Source organism: bacterium (genome assembly GCA_041649255.1).
Classification (GTDB): domain Bacteria; phylum Hydrothermota; class UBA3073; order JACQXS01; family JAQTXJ01; genus JAQTXJ01.
The window spans coordinates 65,732-85,526 of record JBAZNK010000012.1; the positions used below are offsets into that span (position 1 = coordinate 65,732).

General features: G+C 38.9%; 15 protein-coding genes. 7 read left to right on the forward strand and 8 right to left on the reverse strand.

Going from position 1 to position 19,795, the window contains the following annotated elements; genetic code table 11:
* Window positions 1–10 precede the first annotated feature (10 nt).
* On the forward strand, window positions 11–1,900 hold the full coding sequence (locus WC614_09135; protein ID MFA5033171.1) for an ABC-F family ATP-binding cassette domain-containing protein: 1,890 nt from the start codon (window positions 11–13) through the stop codon (window positions 1,898–1,900).
* Between the two features lie 126 nt (window positions 1,901–2,026).
* A complete protein-coding gene (locus tag WC614_09140; protein ID MFA5033172.1) occupies window positions 2,027–2,827 on the forward strand; it encodes a hypothetical protein in 801 nt (266 codons plus the stop codon).
* 495 nt (window positions 2,828–3,322) lie between these two features.
* Here the strand turns inward: WC614_09140 and WC614_09145 are convergent, their stop codons facing one another.
* Window positions 3,323–4,465: a DUF5723 family protein gene (locus WC614_09145; protein MFA5033173.1), complete on the reverse strand. Its 1,143-nt coding sequence runs from the start codon at window positions 4,463–4,465 to the stop codon at window positions 3,323–3,325.
* A 962-nt stretch (window positions 4,466–5,427) separates the two neighbouring features.
* On the opposite strand from WC614_09145, the gene WC614_09150 reads away from it, so the two are divergent.
* The 4 genes from WC614_09150 (at window position 5,428) to WC614_09165 (ending at window position 11,890) form a co-directional block, all read left to right on the forward strand.
* Complete coding sequence (locus WC614_09150; GenBank protein ID MFA5033174.1) at window positions 5,428–6,930, forward strand: SPOR domain-containing protein; 1,503 nt, start codon at window positions 5,428–5,430, stop codon at window positions 6,928–6,930.
* Window positions 6,931–7,541: 611 nt separating this feature from the next.
* Entirely contained in the window at window positions 7,542–9,920 is a 2,379-nt protein-coding gene (locus tag WC614_09155; protein ID MFA5033175.1) for a S8 family serine peptidase, read from the forward strand.
* Window positions 9,921–10,174: 254 nt separating this feature from the next.
* Complete coding sequence (locus WC614_09160; protein MFA5033176.1) at window positions 10,175–10,999, forward strand: hypothetical protein; 825 nt, start codon at window positions 10,175–10,177, stop codon at window positions 10,997–10,999.
* Between the two features lie 297 nt (window positions 11,000–11,296).
* Entirely contained in the window at window positions 11,297–11,890 is a 594-nt protein-coding gene (locus WC614_09165) for a hypothetical protein (GenBank protein MFA5033177.1), read from the forward strand.
* 46 nt (window positions 11,891–11,936) lie between these two features.
* On the opposite strand, the gene WC614_09170 is transcribed toward WC614_09165, so the two are convergent.
* The 7 genes from WC614_09170 to WC614_09200 all read right to left on the reverse strand — a co-directional run bounded on the left by WC614_09170 (window position 11,937) and on the right by WC614_09200 (window position 16,339).
* Window positions 11,937–12,263 carry a transcriptional regulator gene (locus WC614_09170; GenBank protein ID MFA5033178.1) on the reverse strand — a complete coding sequence of 109 codons (327 nt, stop codon included), beginning with the start codon at window positions 12,261–12,263 and terminating at the stop codon, window positions 11,937–11,939.
* A complete protein-coding gene (locus WC614_09175; GenBank protein ID MFA5033179.1) occupies window positions 12,256–12,888 on the reverse strand; it encodes a hypothetical protein in 633 nt (210 codons plus the stop codon). Before WC614_09175 ends, WC614_09170 begins: the two co-directional genes overlap by 8 nt.
* 26 nt (window positions 12,889–12,914) lie before the next feature.
* Window positions 12,915–13,571 (reverse strand): hypothetical protein, encoded by a 657-nt coding sequence (locus tag WC614_09180; protein MFA5033180.1) that lies wholly within the window; start codon window positions 13,569–13,571, stop codon window positions 12,915–12,917.
* A 16-nt stretch (window positions 13,572–13,587) separates the two neighbouring features.
* Entirely contained in the window at window positions 13,588–14,247 is a 660-nt protein-coding gene (locus WC614_09185) for a hypothetical protein (GenBank protein MFA5033181.1), read from the reverse strand.
* 175 nt (window positions 14,248–14,422) lie between these two features.
* Window positions 14,423–15,046 (reverse strand): hypothetical protein, encoded by a 624-nt coding sequence (locus tag WC614_09190; GenBank protein MFA5033182.1) that lies wholly within the window; start codon window positions 15,044–15,046, stop codon window positions 14,423–14,425.
* 19 nt (window positions 15,047–15,065) lie between these two features.
* A complete protein-coding gene (locus WC614_09195; GenBank protein ID MFA5033183.1) occupies window positions 15,066–15,701 on the reverse strand; it encodes a hypothetical protein in 636 nt (211 codons plus the stop codon).
* Between the two features lie 20 nt (window positions 15,702–15,721).
* Window positions 15,722–16,339 carry a hypothetical protein gene (locus tag WC614_09200; protein MFA5033184.1) on the reverse strand — a complete coding sequence of 206 codons (618 nt, stop codon included), beginning with the start codon at window positions 16,337–16,339 and terminating at the stop codon, window positions 15,722–15,724.
* Between the two features lie 1,056 nt (window positions 16,340–17,395).
* Between WC614_09200 and WC614_09205 the strand changes: the two genes are divergently transcribed.
* A complete protein-coding gene (locus WC614_09205; protein MFA5033185.1) occupies window positions 17,396–19,735 on the forward strand; it encodes a FlgD immunoglobulin-like domain containing protein in 2,340 nt (779 codons plus the stop codon).
* The last annotated feature ends 60 nt before the right edge of the window (window positions 19,736–19,795 follow it).

Sequence of the window (19,795 nt, forward strand, 5' to 3'; positions counted from 1 at the left end):
TATCAAACAAATGATAGCACTTCAAAATATAGGAGTTGAGTTTGGGGGAAGGAAACTCTTTAAGGATATATCCTGGAACATCGGAGATGAGGATAGAGTCGGGTTAATCGGGGCTAACGGGACAGGAAAAACTACCCTGTTACGCATTATCGCAGGACACGTAAACCCGGATGAAGGCGATATCATTAAAAGTAAAGACTGCAGTATAGGATATTTACCGCAGGAAAGCATAACCTTTTCCGGACGAACGCTTCACAACGAAATGATGAGCGTGTTCGAATCGGTGCAAACACTTATTGACACAAAAGAAGCAATAGCAACAAAGTTTAGCAAACTCGAAGCCGGTTCCGAAGAGTCCATAAGACTGCTCAAAGAGTACGGTGAAATAGAAGAAAAAATGGATAAAATAGGCGGGTATACGCTGGAACATAGAGTTGAAAAAGTACTCAGCGGATTAGGTTTTGATAAAAAAGATTGGGACAAACAAACCGAGACTTTCAGCGGAGGCTGGGAAATGAGGATTGCGCTTGGCAAATTAATTCTGCAAAATCCAAATTACCTGCTGCTTGACGAGCCGACTAACTTCTTAGACCTTGATTCGATAATATGGCTTGAAAATCACTTAAAAAACTTTACAGGAAGCATAATTTGCGTTTCACACGACAGGTATTTTATGGATAAGCTGGTGAAGAAAGTCGTTGAAATTGAGTTTGGGCAACTAAATAGTTACTCTACGAATTACTCGGGATGTATTAAAGAAAAGGAAAAAAGAAGAGAATTAATTTTGAAAGCTTACGAAGAAAGACAGGCAGAGGTAGAAAGAATCGAATTGTTCATTGCAAAGTTCAGGGCAAACGCCAGCAAGGCGAAACTGGTAAAATCAAGAGAAAGAATGCTTGAAAAGATGGATGAGATTGTCGTTCCAACGAGCGCCAAGAAAGTCAAATTCGTGTTTTACCCGTCTGCACGAGCAGGGGATAAAGTTATGGAATTGAAGGGAATGGGGTTGGCTTACGGCACAAAGAAAGTATTTGAAAATCTGAATTTTCTGATAACGAGGGGAGAGAAGATTGCGGTTGTGGGAGTGAACGGGGCAGGGAAAACAACGCTGGCAAAGGTTATTGCGGGGGCGCTTGAACCGACGGCAGGAGAAAGGAAAGTAGGTGCAAACGTGCATATCGGGTATTTCGCGCAGAAGACTCTTGATTTGTTGAATCCGAAAAATACGGTACTCGAGGAACTTCAAACTGCGGCTCCAATGGCGCAAGAGGGGAGACTCAGAACTTTTTTAGGGTCGTTTTTGTTTTCGGGAGACGACGTTTTTAAGCTTGTAAAAGTGTTATCCGGTGGTGAGAAAACAAGATTGGCAATGGCGAAAATATTGATAAGCCCGGTCAATTTTCTTATCCTGGACGAGCCGACAAACCATCTCGATATAACCGGGAGAGAAGTTTTAGAAGAGGCGTTACGACTGTATGACGGGACGATTGTTCTTGTTACGCACGACAGGGCGGTGATTAATTGTATTGCGAATAAAGTCATAGAAGTAGCGGATGGAGTAATAAAAACGCATATCGGAAATTATAATGATTATATAGCGGAGAAATTCGGGATTACGGAAAAGAAAGGGAAAAAGGCGGGTGACGGACGGTTGCAGTTGCCTACGAATACGAAACCCGAACCGGAGAAGTGGAGAAAGCCGGAAAGTTTACCCCAGAGAAGAGCCAGAATAGAGAAGGTAGTAGATGTAAAAGAGAAAAGAATAGCCGCGATTGAGAAGTTATTTTTGGAACCGGGAATATATTCTAATGCATATAAACTAAATCCTCTTAAAACAGAATATGATGCGTTGAAGGAAGAGATTGAGAAGTTGTATGCGGAGTGGGAAGGGGGCGAGTGAGGATTTTAGATTTTGCCTGCCTGCCGGTAGGCAGGGAATGCGGATTTGGAATTGAACGGACAAAAAATTTCACTGTAAAGAAAAGAGGGGGATAAAATTAATAAAAACTTTAAACTTTCGGTAGTTATGCTTTTTGTTGTTGCAGTTACTACTGTCTTCGGAAGCAAAAATAAGAGTTCGGGAGGGAGCGATACGAATGCTATCACCGTAGTCCTTAGCTTTTTATCTACGGACAATACACAGGTTATACTTATTTCTAAACCAATTGCAGACACGGCAAAGTCACAGGTAAAAATTAAATGGAGTGAAAACAGTAGAGTATTTTCTATGAAAGAAATATCCCGGGGATATTTAGTGTTTACGGATACTATCTCCCCAACTCCTTTAATAAGCTATACAATTGAGCTTAATTCTAATCTCGGCAATTCTATAGGAAGTATTACTTTGCCGGAATCTACTGCAATCACTGCCCCTCAAGCTAAAGATACTTTACCTCTTGGGGAGCCGGTAAATTTTAACTGGACATCCGCACAAGGTGCCGGATATTATAATGTACGGTGTTATGCTTACGCATATAATGATTCCGGATATAACAGTTGCCCGGAGCAACAATTTTATCCTACTTCCAATGCAATAACAATACCCGTATCTTATTTTAATGTCCCGGGAACTACTTATTATGACGTCTATTTAAGCGTTACTCCTTGTTCCGGAACAATACCTCAAGCCGGTCAAACGGAAAATATGACAGGCGCGATTAAAGGTTTTATGATGGCTGAAGGAAATTGTAGTTCTGTAGAGTTTTATGTCGGTACGCCTCCTACGAAAGGGGCTACTAAAGAGGAATTTGTTGACAGAACTCCACCCCGTAAAGATCGTATAAACGCTTATCTGAATGACTTAGGGATAAAGAAGGTTGTTAAGTAGGCAAATACTGATCAGTAGACAGTGATCAGTGAACAGTATAAGATTAACAGAAAAAGCCTTTCACCGCAGAGAAAAACCAAGAGAATAAGAGATAACAGAAAGAATTTTTGCCACTAAAGCACGAAAGAGAAAAACAAAAATAAATTTTCACAGAACAAAAAGTCCAGCGGAGCAGGATAGGGATCTCTCCGGCAAAAGATTCCGGACAATCCCGCCAAGGCGGGATGTCGCTATGCTCCACAATCTATTCCCTAATTAACATAAGGGATTGTAAGTAATCTGCCAGAGGCAGAAAGAGCTTCTTATCGATGAGGACGCGGAGAAAAAGAAGATTTACCACTAAAGTACGAAAAAAGAAAAAAGCACGAAAAAAAGAGAGGTTTAACAGGGATTTCAAGATAACATAAGAGATAGAAAGAACAGAGGGCGCAGAGGGAAAAGAATAGATATCTTTTATTCAGGGCATAAAAGCCCTGACTACCCACATTTTAATTTTCAGAACGTTATTGAAGAAGAGAAAGAGTAAGCGGAGGACTTAAAGTTTGGAACTAGAGGCCCAGGGCCTTCTTCTGTATGATATCCTATCATGAGTTTTATTTTTTTGGTAGGGGAAAATCCTATTTGAATTATGGGCGATATTGAAGAAAAAGAGTAAACAAACCCACCCGTTGCCAGAATATGTTTCCATAACTCCGAACTTGCAGCTACTGAAAAAGCCCAGTATTTCTCGAATGAAGTGGCAAAAATAAATCTTGTAACACCTAAATCATAAGACGATGCCATTCTTAGAGAAACCGGAAGATGCGATTTAAATGAAGGAACTTCGTAGATTAAAGTAGTATCCAGTTGGTCTTCGTGAAGGGTGCTGTCAGTCCAGTTTATAATGCTGTAAAGATTTTCAATACAAAGTCCGGTATAAAACTTTTTCCATTTACCGGCGATGCCAAAATCTATTCCGAAGCCGTTTCCTCCTTCTGCAGAGGAAAAGAAAAATTCGGATGTATTTATTATTGAGTCCCATGTGGTTTCAATAAGACCGTTACTGCTGTCTAAGGCGGAACAAGATTTCCCTTGTAAGTATTTTAACCGTACTCCTGAGAAAATTCCTTTTATAGGAGGAAGGCTTATATTCAAACCGTATTCGTCAACAATTTGAGCTGTGCCTTTTCCGCCGTCGAGGTTATAATTTGTATCAGGAAAGGGTCCCCCAATAAGGAGTAGAGTATAGAAGTCTTTAGGAGTTTTTAAATCCCAGTATACTCTGCTTTTATAGGTAAATGCATAGTTCTTATAGGCAACCGAAATAACCGTTTTTTCAGAAATATTTTTATAAGTATAGTAATCTCCTTTAATAGAAGCGAAGAATTTATCTTTTGCTTCGTCATCAATATAATAATTATATCCTGTTTTGCCCAACAATTGTTCGTTTACGAAATTGGTTTGAACAGAGAATAGTTCTAAAGATGTTCCATTTTTTGGGTTTAAATAATAATTCGCCGGATTCCATGAAACGGATTGTATATCATTTTTGGAAATGGAATGAATATATGCTTTACCAAAACCTTCATAATTTTCGGGGAGTCCCCGTATTACCCACCAATTATAAGATTGGATAATCGCAAAAAATATTAAATGCATTAGTCGTTTAAAACTGTTTTTTTATTTTATGAAGTCCTGTTGAAAAGTCAAATTATTTTAAACAACAGAAATAATTTTGGACGCAGATAACGCAGAGAAGATAGACGCGGGGACACGGAGAAGGGGAGATTAAAAGAAAAACAGGAAATTCAACAGGGATTGCCTGCCTGCGGTAGGCAGGTAAGAGACTTTAAGAGATAATGGAAAAACAGATAATGGAGAAGAAAAAGCCTACCACGAAAGACTAAAACCACGAAAGTACGAAAGAACAGAAAGAGATGGGGCGGATGCGCAAGCTGCCAAGCGCAAAAGATACGCAAGCTAAAGCTTGCGGCTACCAAATTATCTTTATCAGATAGGGCAGTTTTGCCCAGCCCTACCCAATGGAAAGAAAAATTGTCGTCGCCAAGGCGGGATGTCTCATATTAGTTAACCGAGAAAAGGGAAATAGAGAATGTATCAAGGTCAGGAGACCTTTCCCACAAAATACAATGTTACGGTTGGTTCGGATAGGGCAGATGCGCAAGCTAAAGCTTGTGGCTACCAAGTCACCCAAAAATTGTAGGGCATAAAAACCCTGCAAAAAAATCATAATAAAGAGATGGGAGCGAGGGCTTCCATCTATCCAAACGGAAATTTTTATAAAAAAATAACTATTTCTTTGCCTATCAGGTAGGATAATTTTTCCCCATAGAACGTGTTTCTGTAATCGTGATAAAAATTCAAAATGTTGATATTATAAGGCAAAGAGGGATGTTTTTAACAAATGACACGGAACTTGCTGCTCTATAACAAAAAGTTGAATATTAGCAAAAATACAAGGGGTGTTATTTGTAGCCTTGTGTTCTGAAAGGCTTGAATTGTATAGAGATTTGGCACGTATATCTTATTTGTTGAGACAAGTAAGGTCAGGAGAAGAGATTAGAAAATTTTTCGTCATATTGTTTTTATGTTTTTCGAGTGTGATCTACGGTGAGCGATATACCGTTCTTGTGGCGATATGTTCGGATTTGACACAAGCCAGGTTTATACAGGCGAAAACATCGGAAGCGACTGCCGAACCGGTATACGTAATGAAAGATTCATCTTCTTATAAGGTAAAGGTTGGTTTTTTCTCTTCCCCGGAATCTGCCAAAGCCGTGCAGACACACTTGCAGAAAAAAATAGGGAATACTCAATTCATAGTAAAGAGGCAGCTCGATCCACCCGATTATTCTATCATAGATGATTTCGATTATGACAAACAATATACCATTGTTGTAGGTTTTTGTTTGAATTCGGGTGAAGCCGAACTTGTAAAAAAGAAAACACTGGAATCAACGGATGAGACGGTAAATATAATCAAAGATATAAATTATTATAAAATAGAAGTTGGTTCTTTTTTCTCCCCGGAATCTGCAAGAGCAGAACAAATAAATTTGCAGAAAAGGGGCGGATATAAGGGGTTTATAGAAGAAAAAAAGATTGAGCGGCGTTCGGTTGCGCGTTCCGTTTCGAGCAGGTCTATTTTTCCTATAGCAGAAAGACCTGTCTCTAAAACAAAGACGTCTGTTCCTATGGCAGAAAAACTTGTTGTTACGGCGCCTGTTGCTAATACCTCTGTTACTGTGACAGAAAAATCCGTTACTTCCGCACCGGAAAAAGATACTGTCCCGGCAGAAAAAACAGCATCTTTTGTGCCTGTGAAAGAATCCAAAGGTTATGGGATTCAGATATATGCTTTTGTAGACAGGAACAGGGCGGTTCATTCGGTAAATAAGTATGAAGAAAAATACGGGGCGAATACGATTCCGCTTGCTCCTTATAATAAAGTAATAGCAGGGGACTTTAAAACAAAAGAGGATGCAAAAAAATTATTAACCGTTTTAAAAAAGGATTACCCGGATGCGTTTATAACCAAACCCCAGGTAGTCCAGGTATTTAAAGAAGTAACGGAAAAACCGGAGACGGAAACAAAACCAACGGTAGAACAAAAACCGGTGGTAGAAGTGAAACCTGTTGTGCAGAAACCAGTATTGGAACAAAAATCGACAGTAGAGCAGAAACCAACAACAGAGCCAAAGCAGGTAACGGTACAGAAGCCGGTAGTAGTGGAAAAACCTGCAGTAGAGCAAAAGCCGGTAAAAGAGGAAAGGTCAACACAGGAAAAACCAAAGGAAGTATTGGCTGCGCCAACATCTTTCAAAACTCAGGAGAAAGAAGTCCCGCAAATCAAGCCCGACGTATCCGGAAAAGTGTCGGAGCATTTTTATGTAGAGGTTGACGTGTTCAGGGAAAAAGGAATGGCAGACCAGGCGCAAAAAAAATTACAGCAGGAATTCACAAATAAAAAAGCAGTTGTAAAATATTTTAAACCGTATTATAAAGTAGTGTTCACGGATTTTAGGAACGTAGATGAGGCGATGGAAATGGTGTTTATGTTACAGAAATCGGGGTACGGGAAGACGCTGTTGATATTTGAGTAGGGAACAGAAATAATAAGAGATTCGCCCCTAAAGCACAAAACCACGAAAAAAGAGCACGAAGTAGTATAGCCACGGATAAACACGGAGAACAGAAAACAAATAAGATTCAGGGTTAAAAGAGAACAAAAAACAGACAACAAAAGAGAATTTTAACCACAAGATTGAAATAGATAAAAAAATAGAAAAAAGGGGTAACCGCAAATTAACGCGAATGAACGCAAATGAATACAGAAGACGGAGAGATTCTAAGAATGACAAAGACAGAAAGGAGTAGAAAGATTAATAATTTTACCACTTTTTTTAATGGGTAGAAATTCTCTATTGACAAATAATCAATTTTGGAGGATATAATATTTATATAAAACAAAAAGATGAAATCCAATGTCAGGGACACTGATAAGTTGGACTCCCGCTAGGCGGGATAGCAATCTCTCCGGTGAAAGATTCCGGACAACACTCTCTAATTGTCATAAGGGAGTGTAAGTAAGGAGTAAAACTCCTAAGAGCTTGACTATAATCTTCCTGACGGAACAAAGTCCAACTAAGTCAGAGGAACACTGATAAGTTAGCGTAATGTTCCTGGCGGAACAAACGCTAACTAAGGGGGCAATATGCGGAAAAAAATATTTGGGATAGGGTTGGTAGTGATGGTGGGATTAATTTGCAGCGCATCAGTAATAGCGTTGAGAGAAGGAATTCCTTTTTCCGGGAAGGTGAGTAAGATAGAGTCCGGTAAAGGAAAGGGAGTAATAGACACTTTAGTTCCTCCCTGGGAAGGTCCTTTTTCGTTGTGCTGGAAAGCTTCGTATCGTATTGGATATGAAGCAATACAACTTACACCTTCCGCGCCGTGTTCCGTTATCTCCATAGCACATGCTGTCGGAGCTTATCAAATAAGCACGAAACAGTGCAGTGTTTTTGTATGGAGCAACGTAAACGGGTCACCCGGGACGGTTTTATATAAGGCGAGAGTTACTGCTTCTGTCGGAACTGCTCTTACGACTGATATTAATTGGTATAACATAAATCCCCCGATATATGTGGCTGATACTTTCTGGGTTGGTAATTTTGAGTGGGATACGCTTTTGCCGTCAACGTCTCTCGACGGGACGATGTCATATAAAAGTAAATATTCATCAAACGGCACATCGTGGAATGAGGATGTAAAAGAGTATATGCAGGCAGCCATCGTAAAGTACCAGCAAAACGGGGATCCTGAGATAAGCGTACTGCCGACGGAGCTTATACTAAGTATAGATACGTGTACGGCAAAATCATTATCATTTATGCCTGTATCTTTGCCTCCCGTAATGAATGAAGATGAGGCATCATATTGGAAAGACGTAGTGCCGGGGGAATTTATAATTTGTTACAACAATACCGTTAATGCGGAAAAAGCATCTTTGAAAACGCTTGGTATCTCAGAAAAAGGGATAAGTTTAATTACGAAGAAACTTGGAGATAATCTTATAGCGGTTAAAGTAGAAGGAGACGGGAAATCTTTTATCAAGAGTATGAAAGTGAAATCAAACGTAAAATTTATAGAGCCGAACAGAATATGGAGAATTGCTGGAGTTCCGAACGACCCGTACTGGTCGCTTCAATGGGATAAAGACAGCATTTATGCTCCGGATGCTTGGGATCATGGGTATGGAGATACGACAATCAGCATCGGCGTAATTGATGAAGGAGCGGATTACAATCATCCTGATTTAGTAGCGAGGTATGGTTCGGTCAAAGGATATGACACGAGGAATAACGACAGTGATCCGATAAACGACGTTGGCACGGAAAGTCATGCAACACATTGTTCGGGGATTGCGGCAGCGACGATTAATAACGGCGTGGGAATTGCGGGAGTAGCAAACGCCCGTCTTTTTTCGTTAAAATATATGAGCGAGACAGGCAGCGGGACTACCGTTGATTTTTGTGAAGCAGCGCAATGGTGTATAGATAACGGGATTAAGGTTTGGTCTATGAGCACGGAAGGCGGTTATTCAAGCGCTGCGGAGTTAAAATGCCAGACCGGATGGAATGGGGGAGCCATTTTATTTGCGGCAACCGGGAACAGTGGGGCAGATACCGTGATGTATCCTGCGGGATATTCTTCCGTGATAGCTATAGGCGCGATACAACAATCCGGTAGTCGTTGGCAGTACAGCAATTACGGGAATCACGTTAAGCTTGTTGCGCCGGGAGCTAATATTACCAGCACCATTCCGGGGAGCGCTTACACTGCAATGAACGGGACTTCTATGGCATGTCCGCAGGCGGCTGGAAGCGCAGCTCTTATGTGGGCGGCAAAACCTTTATTAACGAATGCGGAAATAAGGGATATATTGTTTAATACCGCGAGGGATATAAGTCCGGCGGGTTGGGATAAATACACGGGATACGGGAAAATCAATCTTGATCTGGCGATGGATTCGGCGTTGGATGCCAAACCGACACCTGCAGATACCGGAATTATAACGGTTTACAATGGAAGTTCTGCTGCGGGAAATTTGTACGTTACGAACATTACTTATGCGGCAAGCTGGATAAAATCGGTAGACCTTACCGCTTTTACTTTGCCACCCGGCTCTTCACAAGGTGTTACGGTAATTGTCAAAGCGAAACTCAGCAAAGGTTATTATTATGATACTTTATGGGTAGCTTCGAACGACCCTGATAATAATCCTCTTCCGGTTCCGATTACTTTGAAAGTTGGGGATGTAGGGGTAGAAGACAATTCGGATTTTGGAATGCGGATTTCGGAATTTGGAATTAAAAAAGATAAGATTTATCTGGATATTCCTAATAACTATTACACTAATATACGAATAACTATTTATGACTTATGTGGAAGACTTCAAAGCAATGTATACGAAGGCGCATTGAGCAAGGGAAATTATACGTTTACGCCGGAGATAAAGAGGAGTGGGATATACTTTGTGAAACTTTCTACGGATAATGGTTCATTGAGCAGGAAAATGATATTTATAAAATGATGAAATAGCAGGTAGTAGAGAGTAGGTAGAAAAAAGACAGAAAAAATTTTGACAGGATTAAGAGGATTAAAAAACGGAATACAGAAAGGTATAGAGTTAAAAAATAACAAATAATAGACAACAAAAAAACGTTTACCACGAAAGTACGAAAATATAGAAAGACACGAAAAACAAAGAACAATTTTTTAACCGCCGATAAATACAGATAAACGCAGAAAAGGGAACGGAAAGATTTAGATAAAAAAGGGGGAAATGTGAATAATAAAAAGTTGAAATTCTTGGGGGTTATATTTTTGGCTGCGGTTACGGTTTTTTCCGGGTGTAAGAAAACAACTACAACGGGAAACGGTGACGATACAACGAATACTTCGGCTATGATTCTTGGTTTTTTTAGTGCAGGTGAGAGCCCGGAAGTTATACTTATTTCAGACCCGATAGCAGATACGGCACAGTCGCAGGCAAAAATAAACAGCAGAGTATTTCCCTGGGAAGCAATATTGCCGGGATATTTGGCATTTATGGATACTATGCCGGCAATCCCTGCAACGAACTATATAATTGAGGTCACGTCTGGTCTTGACAGCTCCACAGGAAGCATTACTTTTCCGGAATCTACCATAATTACTGCTCCTCTGGAGTGGGACACTTTAGCTGTCGGGCAGGCAGTAACTTGCAGTTGGACGGCTGCGCAGGGCGCCCAGTATTATGATGTCCGGTATTATGCGCAGTTATATGACAGCACGGGGAATGATGTCGGTTATCTCCCGACCCGGCAAGCATATTTTACTACCAACGGAATAACGATACCCGTGTCTTATTTTATTAATATCCCGGGAGTTACTTATTATAAAGTTTATTTAGAGGTAATTCCTTATTCCGGGGTAATACCCCAGATTGGGCAGGCGGGAAATATGACAGGGACGATTAAAGGTTTTCTTGTAGGAGAAAGCGATTGTTGTGAGCTGTCTTTTTATGTCGGCACGCCCGTAAAAGGAACGTCTAAGGGAAGTTTTTCCGATAGAAGACCGTCCCGAAAAGACCGTATAAACGCGTATCTTCGTAGTTTAGGGGTAAAATAGATTTTGGATTTTGCCTGCCTGCCGGTAGGCAGGGATTGGGGATAAAAAGACAGGGAACGGAATAATTTGGACGCACCCTCCAAAAATATCGGCGGGCAGGGATTTACAGGATAGACAGGATAAAAAATTAACAAAAATGAAAGAGCTAAAAAAAGAAAAAGATATAAAGAGGATAAACTGATTAAGATTAGCGCAGAGGAAAAGACAGAGAAGGGAAAATAATTTACCACCCCACATTTTGTGGGGTAATCCGCCTGAGGCGGACCAATTACGAAAGAACACAAAGGGGAAAATATAATGAGAACAGTTTTTCTAATTTTATTTTCCGGAATAACATTGTTGCCTATTGGGGGGGGAGCGCAGGATATTATCGGGATCAAGGTTGATGAGAAATTCGCATTACAAACAGAGAATTTAATATCGTATAATAATATATTTTCAAGTAATAATGATTATAATAAAACCCCGGAAGAGGATGATTTCGTAGAAGATTTTGTAGAAAATAGTAATCGTAATTTAGCAGTAGTATCTGAGATTTTGGGTGGTGCTATAGGAGCAGGGACAGTGTTATTATTAACTAAAAATTATAAGACTGTTATGGAATATGAGGATGTCTTTAAGAATCCTATATTTTCTTTTGGTGTGCCTTTGGGAACAACTATTGGAACGATAACGGCGGGGAAGTTGTTTCATCAAAAAGGGTTGGCATTACTTACTTTTTGTGGAGCGTCTATAGGGGTATTATTAACCGGTATAATTGTTGGAGTAGGGTCGAATGCATATGCAACAGCGCCTAACAAGTGGGTAGTTGGGGGACTTTGTGTTGTCGGAGGAGTAGCATATTACAATTGGTCGATAACAATGAAGACAAGACCTTCCTGCTTTTTTTAATTGGAAGTTGGGCGCAGTTGAACAGTGGGCAGGCAAGGGCTTCGTATTAGATTTTGCGGTGGGAGATGGAGACCATATTTTTCCAGTCTTTAAGATATTTTTCGTATTGTTTTATGCCGAAGTTGGTTACGGAGTAAGTGGTGTTGGGAATCTTATCCACAAATTTTTTAGTTACTTTGACGTATCCCGCATCTTCAAGTTTGGTGATATGAACGGAAAGATTGCCTTTAGTTAGTTTTAACAGGTTGAGAAGATAATTGAAATCCGCTTCTTCGCAACTGCATAGTACGCTCATAATTGATAATCGCACAGGTTCGTGAATGATTTTGTCAATTTCCGATGTTACGATTTCACGTTCAGGTTTTTTAGCCATTAGTTTGCGTCTTATTCTTTACTTCTCGCACGATTTTTTTGTATTGAAAATAATAGACAACACCCAATACTATAAATCCAAATCCAAGAAAGATATCCGTAATTCCTTCCGGAATCATTTTGTGAGCATAGAATATGTATAATATAAGGCCACAGGCAATACAATATATTCCGGCATAGAGAGAAACGATTTTTTTTCGATTCATTAATCCGATAATTGTTCCAATAAGACCGAAGAATAAGAACATGCCGGTATAAAAAGTTCTATCATCCCAGTTTTTCCAGTCTTTTATTACAACCGACAAAGCTATGACTATACAGAATAGTATTAAAAATAAAATTTGTTTATGAGAAAGCTCCTGTTTTAATGAGGTGAATCCTTCCTTCTGCCCCACATAACCTAATCCTTTATTCATTATAGTGCGTTTTAGACGTTTTGAAACAGGGAAATAACTTACCATTAAAACAAAAAACAGCAGAAAAATAACCGAGTTATCAATTTTGAAATACATCATAATGCCGTGGATAGTAAGAATAGCTCCAAGCATTATACTGCTTACCCAGGTGGCTGAATCCGAATAATTTTTTGTTGTTTGTTGAAGATTGTCTAAATCCTGTTTTTCCATAGGTTTCTCCTGTGGTTTTTTATTCATTAGTTTTGATTTATCTTTCTTACTCTTTGGATGATATTTTTATATCTAAAATAATTGATAATGCTGAAAAATATCATTCCAAACCCCATGAATATGAGTATAATCTCTGAAGCAATATCTCTGTTAGCATAAAGGATATTTTTCATTATAGGCAGTATCCACACGATACCCAATATAATAAAGTATAGTCCAACATAAAAAACATAGAAAGAGTTATAAAAAAATACTTTTTTCCGGTTTGTTAATCCAAAAATCATTGCATAAAAACCAGTTCCTAAGAATATAATAGCCCAAGCAATTCTGGAATTCCAAATTAGTATAAGCGACATAATGATAATAAGACAGAGTATTATTATCGCGGGAAGAATTTGTTCCCGGGGAATCCCCTGTTTTAAAGAAGTAGTTTCTCCCTTTTGTATTACATATCCTAATCCTTTACGCATTACAACACGATTTAAGTATCTTGAAATAAAAGGGAAAGTAAAAAATGAAAACATAATTATCAAAAACATTACGAATGAATTAATTATTTTGAAATACATCATAATTCCCGTAAGTACACAAATAATTCCCAATATTAGATTGCTTAACCACCACGCTGCCCCTGAATAGCCTTCTGTTATATGCTGAAGATTGTCCAAATTTTGCTTTTCCATAGCTTCCTCCTGATTATTAGTTTGTTTCTTTTACTTTTTGGATGATATTTTTATATCTAAAATAATTGATAATGCCGGACAACATACCTCCAAGTCCAAATAATGTCATCATAATTCCCCAACGAGCCGCCGTTTCGTGAGCATAGAAAAGATGTCTCATAGGGAACATCAAGATAAGAGCACAGATAATAAAATATACTCCCAGGTAGAAAGTACTATGAAAAAACATTCCTTTTCGGTTTTTTAATAATAAAATTATTATAATAAATCCAAAACACAAAAACGCAAGAGGATAAATAATCCCGACATTCCAGCTTTTTATGTTAAGGTCAAAGCCCAGTAAGGCACATAGCGCTATTATTAAGCCTAAAGGGATTCCAATTAAAACTCCTTTCCAAAAACTTTTCTTTTTTAATGGTGGAGTGTCCCATACTTGTTTTACATAGCCTAATCCTTTACGCATCATATTACGTTTTAGATGCTTTTTAGTAAAATCCCAGGCTACCGTAGAAACGAAAAACAACAGAAGCAAAATGTTTGAATTAAAAACTTTAAAATATGTCAAAAGACCAAAAGTTATAAAAATAATCCCGTTTATTATATCATCAACCCACTCTGCCGATGTCGAATAATCTCTTGTTGTTCGCTGAAGATTGTCCAAATCCTGTTTTTCCATATGTTCCTCCTGATTATTATCCATTTTTGGAGTGCAAAATCCCTGTCTGCCGAAGGTAGAGATGATTTTGCGTGCAACAACACCGTTGTTGCACTCCATATCAAAATCAATTCTCGCATAAATAAACAATTTATAATATATCTAATACTAATTTTGCAAAAATCTTTTTTATTCATTAATTTGTTCCTTTCACTTTTTGGACGATTTTCTTATATTGAAAATAATTGATAATGCCGGATAATATAAGACCAAGTCCAATGAATATATCCGTAATTCCTTCCGGAATCATTTTGTGAGCGTAGAATATGTATAATATAAGACCACAGCCAATAAAATATATTCCGACATAGAGAGAAAAGATTTTTTTCCGATTTAGCAATCCGAAAATCGTTGAAATAATCCCGCATACTAAGAACATACCGGTATAAAAAGTTCTATCATCCCAGTTTTTCCAGTTTTTTATTATAACTGATGAACCTAAGATTAGAGAAAATAGTATTAAAAATAAAATTTGTTTCCGGGAAAGTTTCTGCTTCAATGAGATGAACGCTTCCTTTTGTTTGACATAACCTAATCCCTTATTCATTATAGAACGGTTTAATTTTCTTGAAGCAGAAACCCAGTAAAACCAACCTCCTAAAAATAACAAACTTAAAATGAAATAATTTCCAAAATTGAAATACATCATAATGCCGTGGATAAGAAAGATAGCTCCAAGCATTATACCGCTTAACCAAGTGGCTGAATTCGTATAATCTTTTGTTGTTTGCTGAAGATTGTCCAAATCCTGTTTTTCCATAGGTTCCTCCTGTGATTTGTTAGTTTGTTTCTTTCACTTTCTGGACGATTTTTTTGTATTGAAAATAACGAATGATGCCGGATAGTATAAGTCCAAACCCAAATGTCATCATCATAATTCCCATTGAAGACATTTCATGAGCATGAAGGATATGTCTTATAGGAGACATTCCCATAATAGCACAGACAACAAAATATACTCCGCCGTAGAAAATTATGTTAGAATCTGTTTTTTCCCAATTTATTAATCCGACAATCATTGTAATAATCCCGACTCCTAATAGCGCAACAAAAGGCAAATGCCCATTTAAGTTCTTAGCCCAAGATATAACAATAAAAATAAAAGGTATTAACAAAATAACTAAAAATTGTTTCCATGAAAATTTCTGTTTCTGCGAGTCGGCTTCTTTTTTTTGTTTCACATAACCCAATCCCTTGCGCATTACAGCACGATTTAAATACTTTGAGCCAAGACTAACGCAGATTGTTAAAACAAAAAACAGCAGTATTAGAATGTCCCATCTGCCAATTCCGAAAAACATCATAAGCCCCAAAACCATAAAAACACTTCCCCCCATTATAACACCTACCCACCTTCCCGACACCGAATACTCTTTTGTTGTCCGTTGAAGATTATCCAAATTCTGTTTTTCCATAGGTTCCTCCTGTGGTTTCATTAGTTTGTTCCTTTCACTTTTTGGATGATGTTTTTATATTCAAAATGGTTGATAATGCCGCCCGCTATCCACAAAAGTCCAAGAGATGTAAAAACAATTCCTTGCGGAGCATTTTCGTGAGCATAGAAGATGTGTTTCATGGGAAATATCCATATAAGAATATAGATAATACAACATACTCCGCTGTAAAAAGTCGCTTTTTTGCGATTCATTAATCCGATAATTATTGCAACACCACCGATTCCTAAGAACAAAATAAGGTAAGCAGTTCCAGTACCCCAGTATTTTGTAAGCAGTGGAATAAAAAAACCAAGACCAAGACAGAGCAGCATCGTGATGGGCCGTTCCCGGAAAAATTCCCATGGGGTAATTTGTTTTTGTCTCACATAACCTAATCCTTTGTGCATTATAGTACGTTTTAAACGTATTGAAACAAAACACCAGCTTATCATTAAAAGAATCAACAAACTTATAATGCCCCAATTACCAATTTTAAAATACGTCATAAGCCCGTAAATTACAGAGATAACTCCCAGTACTACGCCATCGAACCATCCTACCGATTCCGCATAATCTTTTGTTGTCTGCTGAAGATTGTCCAAATCCTGTTTTTCCATTGCCCCTCCTGTGGTTTATATTACAAACTGGTTTATAACTTATTTTAAGTTGGGGGATTTGTCAAGAAAAAAATGGGGAGATTAGCCACCCCGCACAATAAATATGCGGGGTAAGCTCCGTTCACAGAGGAAAAAATCAGAGAGCAAAGAGAAGGAACCAACAGAATACAGATGAGAGGGCACGGGGGGCAGAGGGCGCAAAGAACAAAAACTGTAACCGCAGATACACGCAAATAAACGCGGAAAAGGGAAAATGGAAAATAGTGGTGAGTGACCGGTAGACAGCAAAGAAAGAAAATAAAGAACCACGAAAGTATGAAAAGAAGAAAAAAGCACGAAAAACAAATAACAAATAAAAAGAGTTATCCCATGCCTACGGCGGGCCGTGCCTATCGGCAGGTAAACAGGCGCGAATGAGCATGGAACACACTAAACAGAAATTTTTTCCAGCAAAGCCGGATAACTTAGACTTCCTCAGAATAAGAATCCCTAATCGCTAAAGCTCAAGGGCTTCCTATAATGTCCCTGCGGAACAAAGGCTAAGTAAGGACGCAGATTTTCGCAGATAAAAAGAAAGCTAAGGAATAACCTGAAAACAGATAAAAAAATACAGAAAATTTAGACAGGATTAACAGATTATGATTTTCGCAGAATACGGAAAACCCGCCAAGAAGACCGGCGGGCAGGCAGAGAACGGAAAGAATTAAACAGGGATTGAAAGAGACTTTAAGAGAAAAAATAAAAAAACAGATAACGGGGAGATTCTCCTCCAAACGGACATGCCAAAAAGATTGGGGGGCAAGCTGGTATGCAGGCTGGCGGACAAGTTCTCCGCCTTACACCAAGAAGACTGGCGCACAAGGAGACAGACTCAAGGGCTTTTTATAAGTTGATGGGGCTGTCCACTATGTGTAATAAAGAGGGGGAGTCTAAAAATCTTGACAAAGGAGATTAATTCATTTATATAAGTGGTGTAAATAATGTAACTGGATGCGATAGTTGAGTTAGTATAGTTAGTTTAGTGAGTAACAGAGAACGAAAAAAGAGGGGGAGAAGATGATAACTTTAATAAGTTTGTTGTATCTCGTAGGCGCGGGGCAAACAAATATGATACCCGTAGATATGGGGAAATTCGGAAAGAAGGTTGCAGTATGTAACAGTGAAAACGATATTTCCGCATTGAAGTCCAGATTTTTTGGCAGTAAAAAAGGCAGCAAATCGGATTCAAGCAACATTCATTTTGTTGCGAGAACGCTTCACGGATTAGGGTATTGCGTGTTCGTAAAAGATACTTTTACATATTACTCGGAAGGCGGGGAACTTATTATACTGAATACTTCGAACCCTGCAAATCCCACACTTGTAAGCGAGTTCAGCAGTCCTTCTTTGATAAACAACATTTACGTTTCGGGAAATTATGTGTATCTTTCAAACAGGGAAGCGGGTCTCGTAATAATAGACATTAGTAATCCTGCAAACCCTGTCGAAGCGGGGCATTACTCGGACTCGCTTGAAGCTTGGTCTTCCTGCGTTTCGGGAAATTATGCATACGTTATAGATTTTTGGATGGGGCAACTGCAGGTATTGGATATCCAGAATCCTGCGAATATCTTGTTGGTTGGGACATACGGGGGGAGTCAATTATTCGGGGAGATTTACGTTTCGGGAAATTATGCGTATATCACGGACAGGGGGATGGGGACGACAAGTTGTTTCATTACTCTTGATATTACTAATCCGGCTGCCATAAGGAAAACAGGAAGTATAAACGTTACCGGGTATCCTTCGGGAATTTGTGTTAAAGATACTTTTGCATACGTAGCGGCGGGAGCTACGGTTAAAATATTAAACATAGCGGATACTATTCCGAAACTTGTTAAGAGTTGTAATACTTATGCGTATGCCTATGATATATGCGTTAACAATAATTATGTTTATGCGGGCGAAGTTATAGATTACAGGGGCAGTGCGTTTCGATATGGCAGGCTTGAAATAATAGATGTATCGGTTCCGGAGTCGGCTAAGGTAGTTGGAGTTGATTCTAATATGGTATATGGGACTTACGGGATATCTTATTTTAATGACCACATTTACGGAGCCTGCAGTGCGGAGGGATTGGAGATAATAAACGTATCTGTTGCCGATTCTCCGGTGGTTATCGGTAATTATAACACTTATGAAAACATAGCGAAGATAGAAATCTCCAATGATTATGGGTATGCATATAATTATGCAAGGGGTGTAAAAGTATTGGATATCAGTAGTCCACAGAATCCCCAGAGGGTAGGGGAAATGCCTATGAATATTTTACTGGACATAAACGTGGCGGGAAATTATTTGTATGCAAGTTTGTATGCCGATTCTACGGGAGATTCCGGGATTGTAATAAAAGACATAAGTAACCCGTTAGCTCCGGTTGATAAGGACGTATGGGTTAACCCGGGCGCTACAGATACTGTATATTACAGATGGATAGCCGCAGCGAACAATTATGTTTATGCGTATAATTATAATAAAACCATTGATATTATGAATGATTCCCTGAATAAAGTCGGTTCATATAATTTTCCGTATATTACTACTTTTCTTTGTATAGACAGTAATTATGTGTATGTAACCGATTACGTAGGCAAGAAACTGTATGCGATAAACGTTTCAAATCCGTCGGCTCCGGAGTCAGTAGGAGTATGGGCTACGGTCAAGGATTATTTGCTTAATATGGCAATATCCGGGCAATATGCGTATATCGTGACTCCCGACAGCGGGTTACGAATAGTAGACATATTAAGGGCGATTTCTTTGGAAGAAGTAGGGCATTATTGTCCATCGGGGGCGTGGAACACGGATGTATGTGTTTCCGGAAAATATGCGTATACTACCGATTATACGGCAGGTGTAACGGCAGTAGACGTATCCGACCCTACTGCACCACAAGAGGCTGGGTATTATTATATAGATATGATGCCTTTCCTGGCAAATTTAGGGGTTTTCTTTTTCCCTGCGAGTGATATATACGTTTCGGGAGATTATATATACGTTGCGAACAGTGATTGCGGAGTTTACATATTCCAGTCGTCTTTCCCGGGTATAAGCGAAGAAAAGGGGAATGTAAAAGAAGCGCTTTCGATTGAGAGTTTCCCGAATCCGTTCAATAAGGAAACGAGTATTTGTTATTATGTGAACGGCAGCGGCAAGACGGACGTATCGTTAAAGGTATATGATGCGGGCGGGCGGGAAGTTTCTACGCTCGTAAACAATTCCTGTATGCCGGGGAAACATAGTGTTAAATGGTCGGGGAAAAATAATTCCGGTAATAAGGTAGCGGCGGGGGTTTATTTTGTAAGGCTTAACGTAAGCGGGAAGAACGTGAATTCAAAGATGCTGTTGATGAAGTAGGGTAGTTGAGAATAAATCAAAAATCAAAAATTAAATATCAAAAATGAACAAAATGGAACC

Bases quoted from the DNA above. Each gene is read 5' to 3' on its own strand.
- WC614_09135 (MFA5033171.1), top strand. From the start codon at position 11: ATGATAGCACTTCAAAATATAGGAGTTGAGTTTGGGGGAAGGAAACTC.
- WC614_09140 (MFA5033172.1), top strand. From the start codon at position 2,027: ATGCTTTTTGTTGTTGCAGTTACTACTGTCTTCGGAAGCAAAAATAAG.
- WC614_09145 (MFA5033173.1), bottom strand. From the start codon at position 4,465: ATGCATTTAATATTTTTTGCGATTATCCAATCTTATAATTGGTGGGTA.
- WC614_09155 (MFA5033175.1), top strand. From the start codon at position 7,542: ATGCGGAAAAAAATATTTGGGATAGGGTTGGTAGTGATGGTGGGATTA.
- WC614_09165 (MFA5033177.1), top strand. From the start codon at position 11,297: ATGAGAACAGTTTTTCTAATTTTATTTTCCGGAATAACATTGTTGCCT.
- WC614_09170 (MFA5033178.1), bottom strand. From the start codon at position 12,263: ATGGCTAAAAAACCTGAACGTGAAATCGTAACATCGGAAATTGACAAA.
- WC614_09175 (MFA5033179.1), bottom strand. From the start codon at position 12,888: ATGGAAAAACAGGATTTAGACAATCTTCAACAAACAACAAAAAATTAT.
- WC614_09180 (MFA5033180.1), bottom strand. From the start codon at position 13,571: ATGGAAAAGCAAAATTTGGACAATCTTCAGCATATAACAGAAGGCTAT.
- WC614_09185 (MFA5033181.1), bottom strand. From the start codon at position 14,247: ATGGAAAAACAGGATTTGGACAATCTTCAGCGAACAACAAGAGATTAT.
- WC614_09190 (MFA5033182.1), bottom strand. From the start codon at position 15,046: ATGGAAAAACAGGATTTGGACAATCTTCAGCAAACAACAAAAGATTAT.
- WC614_09195 (MFA5033183.1), bottom strand. From the start codon at position 15,701: ATGGAAAAACAGAATTTGGATAATCTTCAACGGACAACAAAAGAGTAT.
- WC614_09200 (MFA5033184.1), bottom strand. From the start codon at position 16,339: ATGGAAAAACAGGATTTGGACAATCTTCAGCAGACAACAAAAGATTAT.
- WC614_09205 (MFA5033185.1), top strand. From the start codon at position 17,396: ATGATAACTTTAATAAGTTTGTTGTATCTCGTAGGCGCGGGGCAAACA.